This window comes from Geothrix mesophila, assembly GCF_022808835.1.
Taxonomy (GTDB): Bacteria; Acidobacteriota; Holophagae; order Holophagales; family Holophagaceae; genus Geothrix; species Geothrix paludis.
This window is the reverse complement of sequence record NZ_JAKZLD010000001.1, coordinates 654,543-668,280: the sequence shown is the minus strand read 5'-3', so window position 1 is coordinate 668,280 and position 13,738 is coordinate 654,543. Positions and strand designations below refer to the sequence as shown.

The window sequence follows — 13,738 nt, the reverse complement described above, 5'->3', positions numbered from 1 at the left end:
GCCCTACTTCCCGGCTTTCCAGTCCGCCATTTCCTTCTCCAGGTTCTCGGTGTATTCCTTCGGGGCCTTGCCCTTCGAGAGGTCGATGGCCTTCTGGAGCTGGGCGAGGGCGTCGGGCATGCGCTTGGCGTCCTTGTAGATCCGGGCGGCCGTCTCGTGGTTCCAGAAACTGTCGCCGGACTTGAGGCTCTTCTCGATCCAGGCCTGGGCCTTCTGGGGCTCGATGCCCTGGGCCTGGCAGTAGGCGGCGGCCTGGTACCAGGGCACCCAGTCCGTGTCCGGCGCCTTCTTCAGTGTGTCCTCCAGGTGGGCCCAGTAGATGGCCTTGGTGTCGAACACCACGGGGAAGCTCACGCGGAGGTTCTCCCAGCCCAGTTCCACCGTGGCGCTGCCGGTGCCCGTGGGGACCACCCGGTAGTCCAGGTACTCGAGGAAGGGGCCCGCCTGGGGAACGGCCTCCCAGCGCAGCAGGTCTTCCGCCTGTTTGTACTCGTAGGCGCCCCACTGCTTGGCCTTCTTGTTGAGGATGAGCGTCCAGGCCTTCTCCCCGGGGATGGCGAAGAACCCGTAGGTGCCCGCGGGCACGGCCTTCCCGGCCACCTGCGCCGCGTGGCTGAAGGTGATCGTGGTGGCGCTGTTGGCGCCGGCCCGCCACACCTGGCCGTAGGGCACCAGGCCGCCCCAGATCTGCCGGCCCTTCACCGCAGGTCGCGCGAAGGCGAGCTCGATCCGGCTGATGCCGATGTCCTGGGACACGGTGCAGGCGGGACTTACGCGCAAGGGCGTCAGGCGCACGGGGGCGGGCTTGTCCTGGGCGGCGGACGGGAGGGCGGTGGAAGCGAGCAGCAGGACGGGGAGGAGGACGCTACGCATGGGAATCTCCGGGGAGGCGGCTGTCGAGGGTAGCATCCCGGCGCGGCGGGAGGAGGAATCGTCCCGGATTCCGGTTGAAGGCCCTGAGGATGTCCCACCAGAGGCGACGGCTCGCCCGGCCGCTGAGATCGCGGGCGCGCAAGGCCGTCCACAGCGCGAGGGCGAAGGACACGGCGAAGTTCATGACCCCGATGAGACCGATGCCCAGCAGGCTCCAGAGGACATCCGTCCAGACCAGGGATCCCTGGAACCACAGCATGGCGGAACCCAGGGCCAGCGAGGCCGCCTGGAGGGTGACGTGACGGACCTCGACATGGATTCCGGCGAAGGCGAAGGCCATGGGCACGAAGACCAGCAGGGCGCCCAGCGCCGTGTAGCCCGCGAAACCCGCCAGGTGCTTCTGGATGAAACGGCCAAGGGCGTCGGCCTTCTCGGCCCCCAGCCAGGAGCGGATGCGGTGGTTCTGGGCCAGGGCCTCGGGAAGACAGCGATAGGCGCTCCAGTTGGCGGTCCACCCGGCGGCGAGGCTGGAGAGCCAGAGCAGCACGCCCGTGAGGGCCGCGAAGACCAGGGTCCAGCCGTGGAAGGGGTGGGTGCCCCGCAGGCTGTGGAGGGCTGATTCCTGGTCCAGGGGCGGGTGGCCCGTCAACCAGACCCACGCCGCCACGAGCCCCACGGCCACAGGCATGGTGGTCAGCACGTTGCCCAGGGTGGCGATGGCCTGGGTGCGGGTGATGGACGCCACCAGCTCGATCTCCCGTGTCTGGCCATCGTCGATCTCCAGGGCCCGGGCCAGGGCCGAGGCGGTCATGGCCGGCTGCTTCGAGGCTAGGCTGAAGCCCAGGAGCTGCATGGCGCAGAAGCTCACCGCGTAGTTGGCCGTCAAGGTGAGACCGGAGAGCAAGGGGGCCATGGCCAGGGCGGAAAGGCCGATCTTGAACAGGGCCGTTCCCGCGGTGAGAAGGCCGCCGCCCGCCGCTGATCGCCCCATGGCCCACCACTCGGACCGGTCTCGGGCGATGTAGTGTTCACCTGTCTCGCCCGTGTGCTCCACGACCTTGCGGGCCAGGCGCTTGACGGTGGTGCGCAGGAGGGACAGCAGCCCATGCTGCGCGGCGCTGCCCCGCACCAGCTCGGCGGCGAAAGCCGCGCCATTCCCTCGACCCGCCGCGAAATCGAGGATCTGGCCGATCCGTGTCAGCTGGGCCTCCAGCAGCTCCAGCCGGAACACCAGGTCCGTGGAGACGCCACGCTCATCGAGCCGGGCATGGGCCTCGGCCAGGGTGGCGCCGCAGGCCGTCCAGCAGGCCTCCCAGGCGGCCCGGGCAGCGGGGTCGCGGGGCTGCTCCCCGGCGTCATGGACCACCCGCGTGAGGCGGAAGAAGGGGGAATCGGCGTCGCTGCCCTCCGGGTCCAGGGCCAGCAGATCTCGGGAGAGGCCCACAGCCGCTGCCCGGTGGGCCAGCAGGCGGGCTGCATGGGCCCAGATGTCCGGCGGAGGCGTCAGCAGGGGGGCCCACAGGATTTTGAGATCCGTCGGCAGGCCTTCCACCCAGGCGGCATCCTCTTCATCCAGGTCCAGGCGGTCGAGGAGCGCGTAGAGGTCGCCCTCGGGATCGAGACGGGGGATGATCCGGTCCACGATCCGCAGGAAGCCCTCGCCCATCAGGGTGGTGCGGTCCGGCAGGCCCGTCTCGGCGAGGAGACGGATGGCCGATGCGTGATTCCAGGCGTCGGAAAGCGGGCCCGTGAGCCCTCGGAAGACCAAGCCTCCGTGGAGCCGCCGCAACCGCGTCGTGCGCCGGGGCTCCCCGTCCACCGAGCTCACCGGCGAAGCTTCCAACAGCCACCGCAGCAGCTGCTCCAGGTTCGGTGGGCCGCCGGTCAGGAGTTGGTCCAGCCTGGGGTCAGACAGGGGCATCGGGACTCCGGAGGAGCCCACAGGGTGGCACAACCCTAGAATCCGGGCTTCGTCCGATCGGATGGGGTACGACTAGTCTGGTTCAGGAACTGTTGCACTGCTTGGGGATCCACCGTCGCGGGGGTGCCGGACCAGGGTTGGGACGGGCGCAGCATGAGCAGCATGTCCTCAGGACAGCCGACCTGTTCGTAGATGCGTTCCACCTTGGCCGCCAGCTGCGCGGTGGTGCATTCTCCCGCCAGGGCCTCGCGCAGGAGCGCCTCCCGCCAGCGGTCCTGCGCGCGGGACCAGCCCGTGCTCCCGGGCCGGGGCGTCCTGCCCACGGCCTCGGCACAGGCCGCCCAGAGGTGGGCCTCGAACGTCCGCAGGGCTTCCCCGCCAAGCAGACGCAGGCGGCTGGCCGCCGGGCCTTCGTCCGCCACCCAGGCCTGGATCTCCGCGGCTTCGAGGAGTCCGAAGTCGTGGCCGCTGACGATGTCATCCCAGCCAGGTTCGCCGTGGCAGGCGCGGAAGGCGTCGAAGGCGCTCATGGGAGTCTCACGCGAGGAGGTGAAGGGCGAGGTGGGCGGCGACCCGGGCGCTGGCCTCGGCGCCGTCCAGCATGGGGGCCAGTTCCATGAGGTCCGCGCCCACCCACGGCTCGCTCCACAGGCGGCTGGCCTGGATGAGACGCACGGTCTCCTCGAAGCTGAGCCCGCCGGGGACCGGCTCCGCCACCGCGGGCACGAGCACGGGATCAAGGGCGTCCAGGTCCAGGCTCAGGTAGGCGGGGCCCCGGCCCACGGCAGCGATATCGGCGGCCAGACGCGCGACCAGGCGCGGGTCCCGCAGGTCCGCGGGCGTCCACATCCGTACCCCGGCAGCCTGGAGATAGGCCAGCTCGCCGTCGTCGAACCGGGGCGCGCGCAGGCCTGCCTGCACCACCCGCCCTGGATCGAGCAGGCCTTCCTCGAGGGCCTGCCGGACCCAGGTGCCGTGATGGAGGTCCGTGCCCCAGGCGGCGCCATCCGCAGCGTCCGGGTGGGCGTCCAGGTGCAGGAGGCCCAGGGGACCGTGCTGGAGCGCCAGGGCCCGCAGGGCGCCGAGCGTGAGGCTGTGGTCGCCGCCCAACATCAACGTGCGGCAGCCGGTCATGGCCCAGGCGCCCACGGTGGCCTGGACGGTCCGGATGGCCTCGGCCAGGGAGAAGGGCAGGGTGGGAATGTTGCCGCCATCCAGCCACCCGTGGGCGGCGCCGGAGCCCAGAAGGGGCCGCCCCTCGCGGAGATGGTCGGGCATGGGGTGGGTCCCGAGGCCCATGGAGGCTGCCCGCAGGGCCCAGGGGCCCAGGCGGGCGCCCGGGCGGTTGATCACGCCGGCGTCGCAGGGAACCCCCAGCACTACGCCTGTGGCTGGCCGCGGGTCGAGGACGAGGGGCAGGCCCAGGAAGGGCGTGAGCCCCGTGCGGAGGCCCTGCATGAGGACGTCAGTGGACATGGCGGCTCCGAGGTTCGAGGGCCGTGCGGAAGGCGTCGATCCACTGGTCCGGATCCTTGAAACCGGCCGGATGCAGGGGCGGCTCTGCCACCACGGTGAGGGACGTGCGCGTGGTGAAGAGGGTGCGGAGGTGCGGCAGGAGGGTCTCGTCGCCGGTCCATGGGTAATGGGGGGCCGGGCTGCTGAGGCGGAAGGGCTGGGCGGGCAGGCCCAGTTCAAAAACCGCCCGCAGGCCACCCTCGTAGAACGGCGCCAGACGCTCGCCCCGGGTGGTGGTGCCCTCCGGGAAGAGCAGCATGTCCCGGCCTTCCCTCAGCGAGGCGGCGAAGCGGGCCAGGGCCGCCGCCCGGCTGGTGGCGTCGTCGCGATCCACGAAGTGGATGCCGGATTGCCGCGCCCACCGGCCGATGACGGGATAGCCGGTGACCTCGCCCTTGGCGATGGTGCCCATGGGACGGAGGCTCATGAGGGCCACGGGGTCCACCCAGCTGAGGTGGTTGGCCACCCAGAGGGGGATGTCTTTCCGGGGATATCCCGCCACCTCGAGGTCCACACCGAGGGCCGGGAGGAGCCGGCGCGCCCAGCGATGCATGCCGGGCTGCGGCTCCGCCCCGGCCGCCAGCCGGGGCAGCAGGGCGAAAGTCGGCCAGAGGACGCCGGCCCAGCTCACTAGCTCACCAGCTTCAGGCGGGTGTAGCGGGCCCGCACGCGCTCCAGGTCGTCCCGGGTGATGGCGGACCAGAGCCGGGTGTCGCCGGGGCCGTAGTAATCGTGGACCTCCGACACCACGCGGGCGCCCAGGGCATGGTGCACGCTGCGGGCGTCATCGTTGCCGGGCTCCACCAGGAACCGGCATTCCTCCACGTTCTCCTGGAGCAGCTTGGCCACCATGGCGCGGATGAGCAGGTAGTTCACCCGGCCCTTCTGGAAGTCGGGATGCACGGCCAGCGTGGCGCAGTAGACCGTGGTCCCCTTCACGAAGTTGAGGACGTAGCCCACGGGCCGGCCGCCGTCCATGGCCAGGAAGCACCAGTCGCCGTAGAGCTCGGTGCAGAGGCGCAGGTAGTGGGGGCACAGTTGGCCGGCCCCGTCCCCGGACCAGATCTCGGACTCGAGGCGCTGGAGGTGGGCGAAGTCGGCGCTGCCGAGCGGCCGGACGGCGTAGCGGGCGCCTTCGGGATGAGGGCTGAGGGTCGCGATGGTCATGGCGGGCCTCCCTGGTGTTTGCACCAGGATCGGAGGCAGTCATGACGGGCCTGCGAAGGCGCGGCGATTTTGCCGCGACATTCCTGCGGATCAGAAGAACGGCGCCAGCAGCTTGAGGAAGCCCGCGGCGAGCAGGGCGCTGATGGGGATGGTGAGCACCCAGGCCACGACGATGTTCCCGGCCACGCCCCAGCGCACGGCGGAGACGTTCATGCTGGCGCCCACGCCCATGATGGCGCCGCTGATCACGTGGGTGGTGCTGACCGGAATGCCCATGTGGGCCGTGGCGAAGAGGACGATGGCCGAGGCCGTCTCCGCGGCGAACCCATGGATGGGCCTCAGCTTGACGATCTTGGCGCCCATGGTGCGGATGATCTTCCAGCCGCCGGACATGGTGCCGAGGCCCATGGCCGTGGCGCAGGCCAGCTTGACCCAGATGGGGACGTCGACCTTCACGCCATGGGTGTGGAGCTTTCCGTAGGTGATGAGGGCCAGGGCGATGATGCCCATGGCCTTCTGCGCATCGTTGGTGCCGTGGGTGAAGGCCATGGCACCGGCAGAGACCAGCTGGAGCTTCCGGAACGCCAGGTTGACGCGGTGCCCGGCCGTATGACGCACGATCCACAGGATGACGATAATGAGGAGCATGGCGATGAAGAAGCCGACCACGGGGCTCACGATGAGGAAGGTCCCGACTTCTTCGAGCTTGGCGGTGTGGAGGGCGCCGCGTCCCGCTTGGGCGACCACGGCGCCGGCGAGACCGCCGACGAGCGCATGGCTGGAACTGGAAGGGATGCCGAAATACCAGGTGATGAGGTTCCAGACGATGGCGGACAGCAGGGCCGCCACGATGACGGCGGGTACCACGAACTGGCTGTCCGCGATGCCCTTGGCGATGGTGGTGGCCACCTGGGTGCCCAGGAGGGCGCCGCCGAAGTTCAGGATGCCCGCCATGAGGATGGCGTTCCGGGCGCTGAGCACGCCGGTGGAAACGACCGTCGCGATGGCGTTCGCGGTGTCGTGGAAGCCGTTGATGTAATCAAATACGAGCGCGAGGCCGACGATCAGCACCAGGGCCGGGATGATGCCTTCGAGCATGAGTGGCTCCGGCCTACGCGTTCTTCATGACGGTGGAGCCGATGACCTTGGCCACCAGCTCGATCTTGTCGGTGGCGTCCTCGATCTTTTCGAGCATCTCCTTCCACTTCACGAGCTCGATGGGATCCTTGGGATCCTGGAAGATCTGGGCCAGGCCCGCGTGGTAGATGGAGTCGGCCTTGTTCTCCAGGGCGTGGACCCGGCGGATGCGATCCCCGATCTCCTTCTGGTTGGACATGTTGCGCAGGGACCGGGTGAGGTGGAGGATCTCGCCGGCACCTTCCACGATGATGGAGCTGATCTCCGTGACGGCGGGCATCACGTGGCTGATGCGGTAGAGGATCAGGCGCTCGCACACCGAATGGATGCGGTCGATCACGTCGTCGATGGAATGCGCCAGAGCCAGGATGTCCTCCCGGTCGATGGGCGTGACGAAGGTGTGGTTCAGGCGGTCGATGATCTCGTGGGTGATGTCGTCGCCGGCGTGCTCCAGGTCCTTCATCTGCCGGCGCAGCTCTGCGAACCGGTCCGGATCGCCGCTGCGGATCTCACGATCGAATAGCTGCGCTGCTTGGTAGACGTTGCCCGAAGCGGATTCCAGGAGATCGAAGAAAACCATCTCCCGAGGCTTGAGCCAGCGCATCACGGCATTCAAGGACATGACCACTCCCACAGATCCGTCCTCCACTGTACCGGTTCCGGGAGTGCAAACGGAGCGTAAATTGGCCGCCGGCCGGTGGGTTGTGACCCCGTAGACGGTGTATGGTCAGAAGGCATGGCGGAACACAGCTCACATCGCGAGGCGGGGCCCGGCGTGAGGGCCTTCCTGGAGCGCGCCCTCGTTTGCCTGGGGGCCGTGCTGTTCCTGGGCCTGGGACTGGGCATGACGGTCCAGAAAGGGGTGTCCGCGCCCTGGATCCTGGGACTTGTGGCCACGGTGGTGATGGTGGTCATCCTCATGGCCCGCTGGCAGGTGCGCCTGGTGGCGGAACCCCTGGGGCGCCTCCTGGGCGGGTCGCGGCCCAGTGCCATCGCGGATCTCCCCCAGGCCTGGTCGGCACTGGAACAGGAGAACCTGGATCTCCGGGAGCGTGCGGCCCGCGAAGATCGCCTGCTCCCCGGCATCATGGCCCGGCTCGAGGAGGGCGTGCTGCTCTTCGGACCCACGGGCGGCCTGGAGCAGTTCAATCCGGCAGCCCAGCGGCACCTGGGATTGGGCGCGCCCCTGGACAAGGGGATGGCCGTGGCCGAGGTGTTCCGGGATGCCGACAGCCCACCGGCGGTGCAGCGGGCCTACCAGGGCGTTCCTTCCGAGTGGCGGCTGGCGCGGGCGGGCCGCACGCTCCGGGTGCGGGCCATCCCCTTCGCGCCGGTGGGCAGCATCTCCGGCGTGCTGCTGACCGTCGACGATGTGACGAGTCAGGAGGCTCTGGAAACCACCCGGCAGAAGTTCATCTCCAACGTCAGCCACGAGCTGAAGACGCCGGTGACGGCCATCCGGATCGCGGCGGAAAACCTGCAGGAGGAGGACCTGCCGGAGGCGGCCCTGGGCGGGACGCGCTCCATCCTTCGTTCCGTGGACCGGCTGGCCATGCTGCTGGGAGATCTGTCGGAACTGAGCCGCATCGAAAGTGGGGCCATGCATCTGGAGCCGGTCCGGCTCGACCTTGCCGCCTTCATCGCCACGGTGGTGAAGGATCAGCAGGCCCGGCTGGCGGAAGCCTCCGTCCAGTTGGACGTCGACGTCGAAGCCCCGGACGGGGCCACCCTTCTGGCGGACCCCCTCCGTCTGAGTCAGGTGCTGGAGAACCTTCTTTCGAACGCCATCAAGTTCAGTCCGCCCGGAGGCCGTGTGCGGCTCGGCGTCCGCCTCTCAGCCCAGGGGCAGGTCTGGGAGGTGAGCGATGAGGGACCAGGCGTCCCGGAGGCGGAGCAGGGGCGCATCTTCGAACGGTTCTACCGGGCCCAGGCCGCGAAGGCCAAGCCCGGCACGGGCCTGGGACTGGCCATCGTGAAGCACCTCTGCCGCCTGATGGGCGGCGAGGTCGCCCTCGAGAGCCGGCCGGGGGAAGGGGCCACCTTCCGGGTGATCCTGCCGCCCCAGCCCGGGGAGCGCGACCAGGTCTAGGGGACCGGGCTGAATCCCAGCGGGAGTCTTCAAGCCTCGCTGGGCCCGCCCAGGCGGTAGCCGACTCCCACCACCGTTTCGATCTGCTCCGCGGCCACGGGGCCGATCTTGGCCCGGACGCGGCGGACGTGGGCGTCGATGGTGCGGCTCTCGCCGAGGTATTCCAGTCCCCAGACCTGCTGCAGGATCTTCTCGCGGGTGAGGACCCGGCGGGGGTTGGCGAGGAAGTACACCAGAAGCTCGAACTCACGGCGCGTGAGGTCCACGAGCTGGCCGTCCACCCGGGCCGTGTGCATGTCCAGATCCACCGTGATCGGGCCGAAGGTGAGCTGGCGGGGGCGTTCGGACGGCTCCGCCGGCGTGGACCGGCGGAGGATGGCCCGCAGCCTGGCCGCCAGTTCCCGGGTGGAGAATGGCTTGGAGATGTAGTCATCCGCGCCCAGTTCCAGGCCGAGGACCCGGTCGATCTCCTCGCTCCGCGCCGTCACGAGGAGGACGGGAAGGCTCCGGTGCGCGCTGTGGCCACGAATGGCCCGGAGCACATCGAGTCCGTCCATGTCTGGCAGGCTCAGGTCGAGGAGGGCCGCGTCCAGACGGGATCCGGAGGCGCCGAGCGCCTGGAGGGCCTCGCGGCCGGTGCCCACGCTGGTCAGGCTGAAGCCCTCGCGGCGCAGATGCTGTTCCAGGCCGAGACGGATCTCGGTGTCGTCTTCCAGGAGGAGGATGTGGGGCATGGGATCCTTCCCCCCTATTCTACGGAATCGCCGCGGAGATAGGTGTGCTTGGCGCTGCGGCCCTCGAGGATGAAGAGCACTTCCTCCGCGATGTTGGTGGCCTGGTCCGCGATGCGCTCCCAGTTCTTGATGACGAGGATGAGGTGGCTGGCCCGTTCGATGCAGAGGGGATCCGCCAGCATGCTGCGCAGCAAGTCGCGATAGAGCTTCCCGTAGAGGGCGTCCACGCTGTCGTCGCTCAGGATGACGGCATGGGCCAGAGCGGCGTCGTTGCTCACGAAGGCGTCCACGGCCCGGCGGACCATGCTCCGGGTCTCCGTGCCCAGGCGCTCCAGATCATTCCCGGCCAGGATGGGCGGATGGACCATGCCCACGCGGCGGGCAATGTTGCAGCAGTGGTCGCCGATGCGCTCCAACTCGGGGATGATCTTCAGGCTCGAGGCGATGCGACGCAGGTCCGAGGCCGCGGGGTTCCGGAGGGCCAGGAGGTCGATGCACTGCTGATCGAGCTTCAGCTCCCACTCGTCCATGCGGCGGTCCAGGTGGTTCACCTGGTCGGCCTTGGCCTGGGATGGCTCCGCCAGGGCCTGGATGGTGAGCTCGAGCATCTCCTCCGCCACCCCGGCCATGGCCATGATGCCTTCCCGGAGTTCCTTCAGTTCCGTGTCAAACTGCCGCATCAGCCGAACCTCCCCGTGATGTAGTCTTCCGTCATTTGCACCTTCGGCGTGGTGAAGATCCGCTCCGTCAGGTCCATCTCCACCAGCCTGCCCAGCCAGAAGAAGGCCGTGTAGTCGCTGACCCGGGCCGCCTGCTGCATGTTGTGGGTGACGATGACGATGGTGAGGCTCTCCTTCAGCTCGGTGATGAGGTCCTCGATCTTGGCGGTGGCAATGGGATCCAACGCCGAGCATGGCTCATCCATCAGGAGCACTTCAGGATTCACCGCCAGGGCCCGGGCGATGCAGAGTCGCTGCTGCTGGCCGCCGCTCATGCCGCTGGCGCTTTCCTTGAGCCGGTCCTTCACCTCATCCCAGAGGGCGGCCTTGCGCAGCGCGTCCTCCACGATGCCGTCCAGGGTCGCGCGGTCCTTGACTCCGAAGAGGCGAGGCCCGAAGGCGACGTTCTCGTAGATGGACTTGGGGAAGGGGTTCGGCTTCTGGAAGACCATGCCTACGCGGCGCCGGAGGTCCACTACGTCGATGCCGCCGCGGTAGATGTCCACGCCGTCGATCTGGATGTCGCCGCTGACGTCGACGTCCGCAGCGACCTCGTGGATGCGGTTGAAGCACTTGAGGAAGGTGCTCTTGCCGCATCCGCTGGGGCCGATGATGGCCGTCACGCGCTCGGCGTGGATGTCCATGGACAGGCCGTCCAGGATCTTCTTCGGGCCGTAGCTGAAGTCCATGTCGCGGACGGACAGCTTGATGGGCTTGGTTTCGGGGGTGGTCGGGATGAGCATCAGCGCGTCCGCCGTCGGATGGCGCGGTCCACCAGGCGGACCAGCAGGTTCAGGGTGAGGAGGACCAGGATCATCACGGCCGCGGTGCCCGCCGCGATTTCCCGGGCGTCGGGCAGGGTGCCGTCCGAGGTGACGTACCAGAGGTGCACGGAGAGGGTCTCACCGGGCACCGTGAGGCGGAAGTCCGGGAACTGCGCGCTGGCGTTGGTGCCCGCGGTGAAGACCAGGATGGCGCTCTCGCCGAAGGCCCGGCCCGCCGTGAGCACCAGGCCCGTGAGGATGCCCGTGGCGGCGTAGGGCAGGGCCACCTTGAGGATGGTCTGCAGCTTGGTGGCGCCCAGGCCGTAGCTGGCTTCCTTCAGCTCCCGGGGGACGGCCAGCAGGCTCACCTCGGTGACGCGGGTGATCACGGGGATGTTCAGCAGGGCCAGGGTGAGGGCGCCGGAGCGGATGGAGAAGCTCCAGCCCATGGCCTGCACGAAGACGATCATGCCGAAGAGGGCCAGCACGATGGAGGGCGTGGCGGCGAGAGTCTCGATGCAGAGTCGGAGGAAGCGCAGGGCCCGGCCCTGGCCCGCATAAGCCGCCATGTAGATGCCGGCGCCCAGGCCCACGGGCAGGGAAATGCCCAGGGAGAGCACCACCAGGTAGATCGAGTTGAAGATCTGCGGCTTGATGCCGCCGCCGGCGTCGAGGGTCTCGGGCATCTTCGTGAGGAAGCCCAGGTTCAGGACCGGCCAGCCCTGCTTGAGGATGGCCCCCACGAAGAGGATCAGCACGGCCACGAACGTCAGCGCGATGGCCCAGAGGACACCGCGCATGAGGCGGTCCACGACCTTGGAGGTCCGGGAGCGGCGGAAGACGGGGACGGCGACGTTCATCAGGCCTCCTTCCCGCGGCCCAGGCGACGAGTGGCCAGGATCAGGACCATGGTCAGGAGGTAGAGCAGCAGACCCATGGCGAAGAGGACGTTGTTCCAGGTGGAGCCGGCCGCCGTGTTGGGGAGCTCCTGCACCAGCTCGGTGGTGAGGGTCGCCGCCGGCGTGAAGAGGGCGCGGAGGAACGGGGCCCGGTCCGTGGATTCCCGCATGAGGGCCACCCACTGGGGGTTGTTGCCGATGACCATCTGCACGGCCATGGCCTCGCCGATGGCCCGGCCCAGGCCCAGCACCATGGCGGTGAGCAGGCGGGGGCGGGCCGCGGGAATGAGGACGCGCCAGATGGACTGCCAGCGGCTGGAGCCCAAGGCCTGGGCGCCTTCGTCCAGGGCGGCGGGCAGGGACTCGAAGGCGTCCGTGGACAGGCTGACGATGGTGGGCACGATCATGACCGCCAGGATCAGGGCGGACACGGCGAAGCCGGAAGCCGGGGCGTCCGCCAACCAGGTCCGGCTCACCAGGGGCAGCACCACGGTGAGCCCGAAGATGCCGTAGACCACCGACGGGATGCCCACGAGCAGATCCATGACCTGGCGCATGAGGTTGCGCATCCAGGCCGGGGCCATCTTGGCGATGAACACGCCCGTGAGGACGCCGGCCGGGGCGGCGATGAGAAGGGCCAGCCCGGTGACGCCCAGGGAGCCCGCGATGAAGGGCAGGATGCCGAAGCGATCCGAGGAGGGGGCCCAGTCCGCGGACAGGAAGACCTCGGAGAAGCTCAGGGTCCTCCCGGTGTTGCCGGCCATGGGCAGAAAGGCGGCCAGCCCGCGGGTGGCCAGGAAGTAGAGGATGCCTCCGATGAGGCCCACCACCAGGAGGCTGCAGACCAGGAAGCCGAGGTGGGCCCAGCGGTCCGCCAGCCGCTGGAGCCGGCTGTGCTTGAAGGCGGGTGCGCCGGCACCGGCCGGGCTGAGCCCATCCTCAAGCACGGGATAGCCGCCTTCGGAGGCGGCCGCGATGGAGACTTCAGGTGCCTGGGGCATGGGCTCGCCTTTCCGCAAACCACCCGGCGGCAGGGCCGCCGGGTGGGCAAGGGTGGTCCCGATGGAGCTCAAAGCTTGGTCTTGAGGGACTTCACGTAATCCACCGGCAGGTAGCCGGCCTTGATCACGTTCTGCTGGAACGACGGGCTCAGGATGTAGGCCAGGAAGTCCTCCACGGCCTGCTTCACCTTGGGGTCGCCCAGCTTGGCGGGGTTGGTGTAGGCGTGGCCGAAGGAGAAGACCGGGTACTTGCCGGACTTCACGGTCTCGTTGGAGCAGGCCACGCCGTTGTAGGCGATGCCGGCGATCCGGTTCTTGTTCTTCTCGAGGTGCTCCAGCTCCACGAAGGAGACGGCCCCGGGCGTGGTGGCCACGGCGGTGACGACGGCGCCGGTGGAATCCTGGATCAGCACGTCCTTGGCGAACTCCTGGTCGTGCAGGATGGTCTTCTTCTGGACCGCGCGGGTACCGGAGGATTCGGGGCGGATCACACGGACGATCTTCCGGTTCTGCCCGCCGACCTCCTGCCAGTTGCCGATCCTGCCGGTGAAGATCTGCTCGGCCTGCTGGGCGGAAAGGCTCTTCACGCCCACGCCCGGATGCGCGACCAGGGTGAAGGGCTGGACCACGATGTTGTGGTTCTTGATGCCCGCCTTCTCCTGGTCGGGGGTGGCGAACACATCGGAGATGCCGATATGGCAGCCGCCGCTGGTTACCTGGTTCAGGCCGGTCATGGAGCCGCCGCCGCTCACGGCGATCTGGACACCGGGATGGGACTTCATGTAATCCTCGGCCGCCTTCTTGACGATCGGGCCCAGGGCGGTGGAGCCCATGACGGTCACGGTCTGGGCCTGGGCGGTCCCGGCCACGAGCAGACCAGCCAGGACGGCCTGGGCCATGAATCGGATCTTCATCGTTG

Annotated in this window: 15 protein-coding genes; 1 reads left to right on the top strand and 14 read right to left on the bottom strand. The window is 68.8% G+C overall.

What is annotated here, in order from left to right; genetic code table 11:
• Window positions 1-3 precede the first annotated feature (3 nt).
• The 8 genes from MLG87_RS03095 to MLG87_RS03060 form a co-directional block, all read right to left on the bottom strand.
• Window positions 4-873 (bottom strand): DUF2911 domain-containing protein, encoded by an 870-nt coding sequence (locus tag MLG87_RS03095; RefSeq protein WP_243293748.1) that lies wholly within the window; start codon window positions 871-873, stop codon window positions 4-6.
• Window positions 866-2,794 (bottom strand): site-specific recombinase, encoded by a 1,929-nt coding sequence (locus tag MLG87_RS03090; protein WP_243293747.1) that lies wholly within the window; start codon window positions 2,792-2,794, stop codon window positions 866-868. Before MLG87_RS03090 ends, MLG87_RS03095 begins: the two co-directional genes overlap by 8 nt.
• Window positions 2,795-2,829: 35 nt before the next feature.
• Window positions 2,830-3,324, bottom strand: a complete 495-nt coding sequence (locus MLG87_RS03085) for a hypothetical protein (protein WP_243293746.1) — start codon at window positions 3,322-3,324, stop codon at window positions 2,830-2,832.
• Between the two features lie 7 nt (window positions 3,325-3,331).
• The gene (locus tag MLG87_RS03080; protein ID WP_243293745.1) at window positions 3,332-4,270 is read right to left on the bottom strand and encodes an arginase family protein; all 939 of its coding nucleotides are present in this window, start codon (window positions 4,268-4,270) and stop codon (window positions 3,332-3,334) included.
• Window positions 4,260-4,940 carry a lysophospholipid acyltransferase family protein gene (locus MLG87_RS03075; RefSeq protein ID WP_243293744.1) on the bottom strand — a complete coding sequence of 227 codons (681 nt, stop codon included), beginning with the start codon at window positions 4,938-4,940 and terminating at the stop codon, window positions 4,260-4,262. Before MLG87_RS03075 ends, MLG87_RS03080 begins: the two co-directional genes overlap by 11 nt.
• Complete coding sequence (locus MLG87_RS03070) at window positions 4,940-5,476, bottom strand: GNAT family N-acetyltransferase (protein ID WP_243293743.1); 537 nt, start codon at window positions 5,474-5,476, stop codon at window positions 4,940-4,942. The genes MLG87_RS03075 and MLG87_RS03070 overlap by 1 nt, the downstream gene beginning before the upstream one ends.
• Window positions 5,477-5,566: 90 nt before the next feature.
• Window positions 5,567-6,574 carry an inorganic phosphate transporter gene (locus MLG87_RS03065; protein WP_243286125.1) on the bottom strand — a complete coding sequence of 336 codons (1,008 nt, stop codon included), beginning with the start codon at window positions 6,572-6,574 and terminating at the stop codon, window positions 5,567-5,569.
• Between the two features lie 13 nt (window positions 6,575-6,587).
• Complete coding sequence (locus MLG87_RS03060; RefSeq protein WP_243286126.1) at window positions 6,588-7,235, bottom strand: DUF47 domain-containing protein; 648 nt, start codon at window positions 7,233-7,235, stop codon at window positions 6,588-6,590.
• Between the two features lie 114 nt (window positions 7,236-7,349).
• Here MLG87_RS03060 and MLG87_RS03055 point away from each other — a divergent pair, with 114 nt between their 5' ends.
• Window positions 7,350-8,702 carry a sensor histidine kinase gene (locus MLG87_RS03055; protein WP_243293742.1) on the top strand — a complete coding sequence of 451 codons (1,353 nt, stop codon included), beginning with the start codon at window positions 7,350-7,352 and terminating at the stop codon, window positions 8,700-8,702.
• Window positions 8,703-8,731: 29 nt separating this feature from the next.
• Here MLG87_RS03055 and MLG87_RS03050 read toward each other — a convergent pair whose 3' ends face one another.
• The 6 genes from MLG87_RS03050 to MLG87_RS03025 form a co-directional block, all read right to left on the bottom strand.
• A complete protein-coding gene (locus MLG87_RS03050) occupies window positions 8,732-9,436 on the bottom strand; it encodes a response regulator transcription factor (protein WP_243293741.1) in 705 nt (234 codons plus the stop codon).
• Window positions 9,437-9,450: 14 nt separating this feature from the next.
• A complete protein-coding gene (gene phoU / locus MLG87_RS03045; protein WP_243293740.1) occupies window positions 9,451-10,116 on the bottom strand; it encodes a phosphate signaling complex protein PhoU in 666 nt (221 codons plus the stop codon).
• Window positions 10,116-10,898, bottom strand: coding sequence for a phosphate ABC transporter ATP-binding protein PstB (gene pstB / locus MLG87_RS03040; protein ID WP_279341047.1), 783 nt, complete (start codon window positions 10,896-10,898; stop codon window positions 10,116-10,118). The genes phoU and pstB overlap by 1 nt, the downstream gene beginning before the upstream one ends.
• On the bottom strand, window positions 10,898-11,779 hold the full coding sequence (pstA, locus tag MLG87_RS03035; RefSeq protein ID WP_243293739.1) for a phosphate ABC transporter permease PstA: 882 nt from the start codon (window positions 11,777-11,779) through the stop codon (window positions 10,898-10,900). The genes pstB and pstA overlap by 1 nt, the downstream gene beginning before the upstream one ends.
• Complete coding sequence (gene pstC, locus MLG87_RS03030; RefSeq protein WP_243293738.1) at window positions 11,779-12,819, bottom strand: phosphate ABC transporter permease subunit PstC; 1,041 nt, start codon at window positions 12,817-12,819, stop codon at window positions 11,779-11,781. The genes pstA and pstC overlap by 1 nt, the downstream gene beginning before the upstream one ends.
• Window positions 12,820-12,887: 68 nt before the next feature.
• Entirely contained in the window at window positions 12,888-13,733 is an 846-nt protein-coding gene (locus MLG87_RS03025) for a phosphate ABC transporter substrate-binding protein (RefSeq protein ID WP_243293737.1), read from the bottom strand.
• Window positions 13,734-13,738: the final 5 nt, after the last annotated feature.

What these genes read in the sequence shown, in the direction of transcription:
- MLG87_RS03095 (WP_243293748.1), bottom strand. Translation starts at nt 873, where the DNA reads ATGCGTAGCGTCCTCCTCCCCGTCCTGCTGCTCGCTTCCACCGCCCTC.
- MLG87_RS03090 (WP_243293747.1), bottom strand. Translation starts at nt 2,794, where the DNA reads ATGCCCCTGTCTGACCCCAGGCTGGACCAACTCCTGACCGGCGGCCCA.
- MLG87_RS03085 (WP_243293746.1), bottom strand. Translation starts at nt 3,324, where the DNA reads ATGAGCGCCTTCGACGCCTTCCGCGCCTGCCACGGCGAACCTGGCTGG.
- MLG87_RS03080 (WP_243293745.1), bottom strand. Translation starts at nt 4,270, where the DNA reads ATGTCCACTGACGTCCTCATGCAGGGCCTCCGCACGGGGCTCACGCCC.
- MLG87_RS03070 (WP_243293743.1), bottom strand. Translation starts at nt 5,476, where the DNA reads ATGACCATCGCGACCCTCAGCCCTCATCCCGAAGGCGCCCGCTACGCC.
- MLG87_RS03065 (WP_243286125.1), bottom strand. Translation starts at nt 6,574, where the DNA reads ATGCTCGAAGGCATCATCCCGGCCCTGGTGCTGATCGTCGGCCTCGCG.
- MLG87_RS03060 (WP_243286126.1), bottom strand. Translation starts at nt 7,235, where the DNA reads ATGTCCTTGAATGCCGTGATGCGCTGGCTCAAGCCTCGGGAGATGGTT.
- MLG87_RS03055 (WP_243293742.1), top strand. Translation starts at nt 7,350, where the DNA reads ATGGCGGAACACAGCTCACATCGCGAGGCGGGGCCCGGCGTGAGGGCC.
- MLG87_RS03050 (WP_243293741.1), bottom strand. Translation starts at nt 9,436, where the DNA reads ATGCCCCACATCCTCCTCCTGGAAGACGACACCGAGATCCGTCTCGGC.
- phoU (WP_243293740.1), bottom strand. Translation starts at nt 10,116, where the DNA reads ATGCGGCAGTTTGACACGGAACTGAAGGAACTCCGGGAAGGCATCATG.
- pstB (WP_279341047.1), bottom strand. Translation starts at nt 10,898, where the DNA reads ATGCTCATCCCGACCACCCCCGAAACCAAGCCCATCAAGCTGTCCGTC.
- pstA (WP_243293739.1), bottom strand. Translation starts at nt 11,779, where the DNA reads ATGAACGTCGCCGTCCCCGTCTTCCGCCGCTCCCGGACCTCCAAGGTC.
- pstC (WP_243293738.1), bottom strand. Translation starts at nt 12,819, where the DNA reads ATGCCCCAGGCACCTGAAGTCTCCATCGCGGCCGCCTCCGAAGGCGGC.
- MLG87_RS03025 (WP_243293737.1), bottom strand. Translation starts at nt 13,733, where the DNA reads ATGAAGATCCGATTCATGGCCCAGGCCGTCCTGGCTGGTCTGCTCGTG.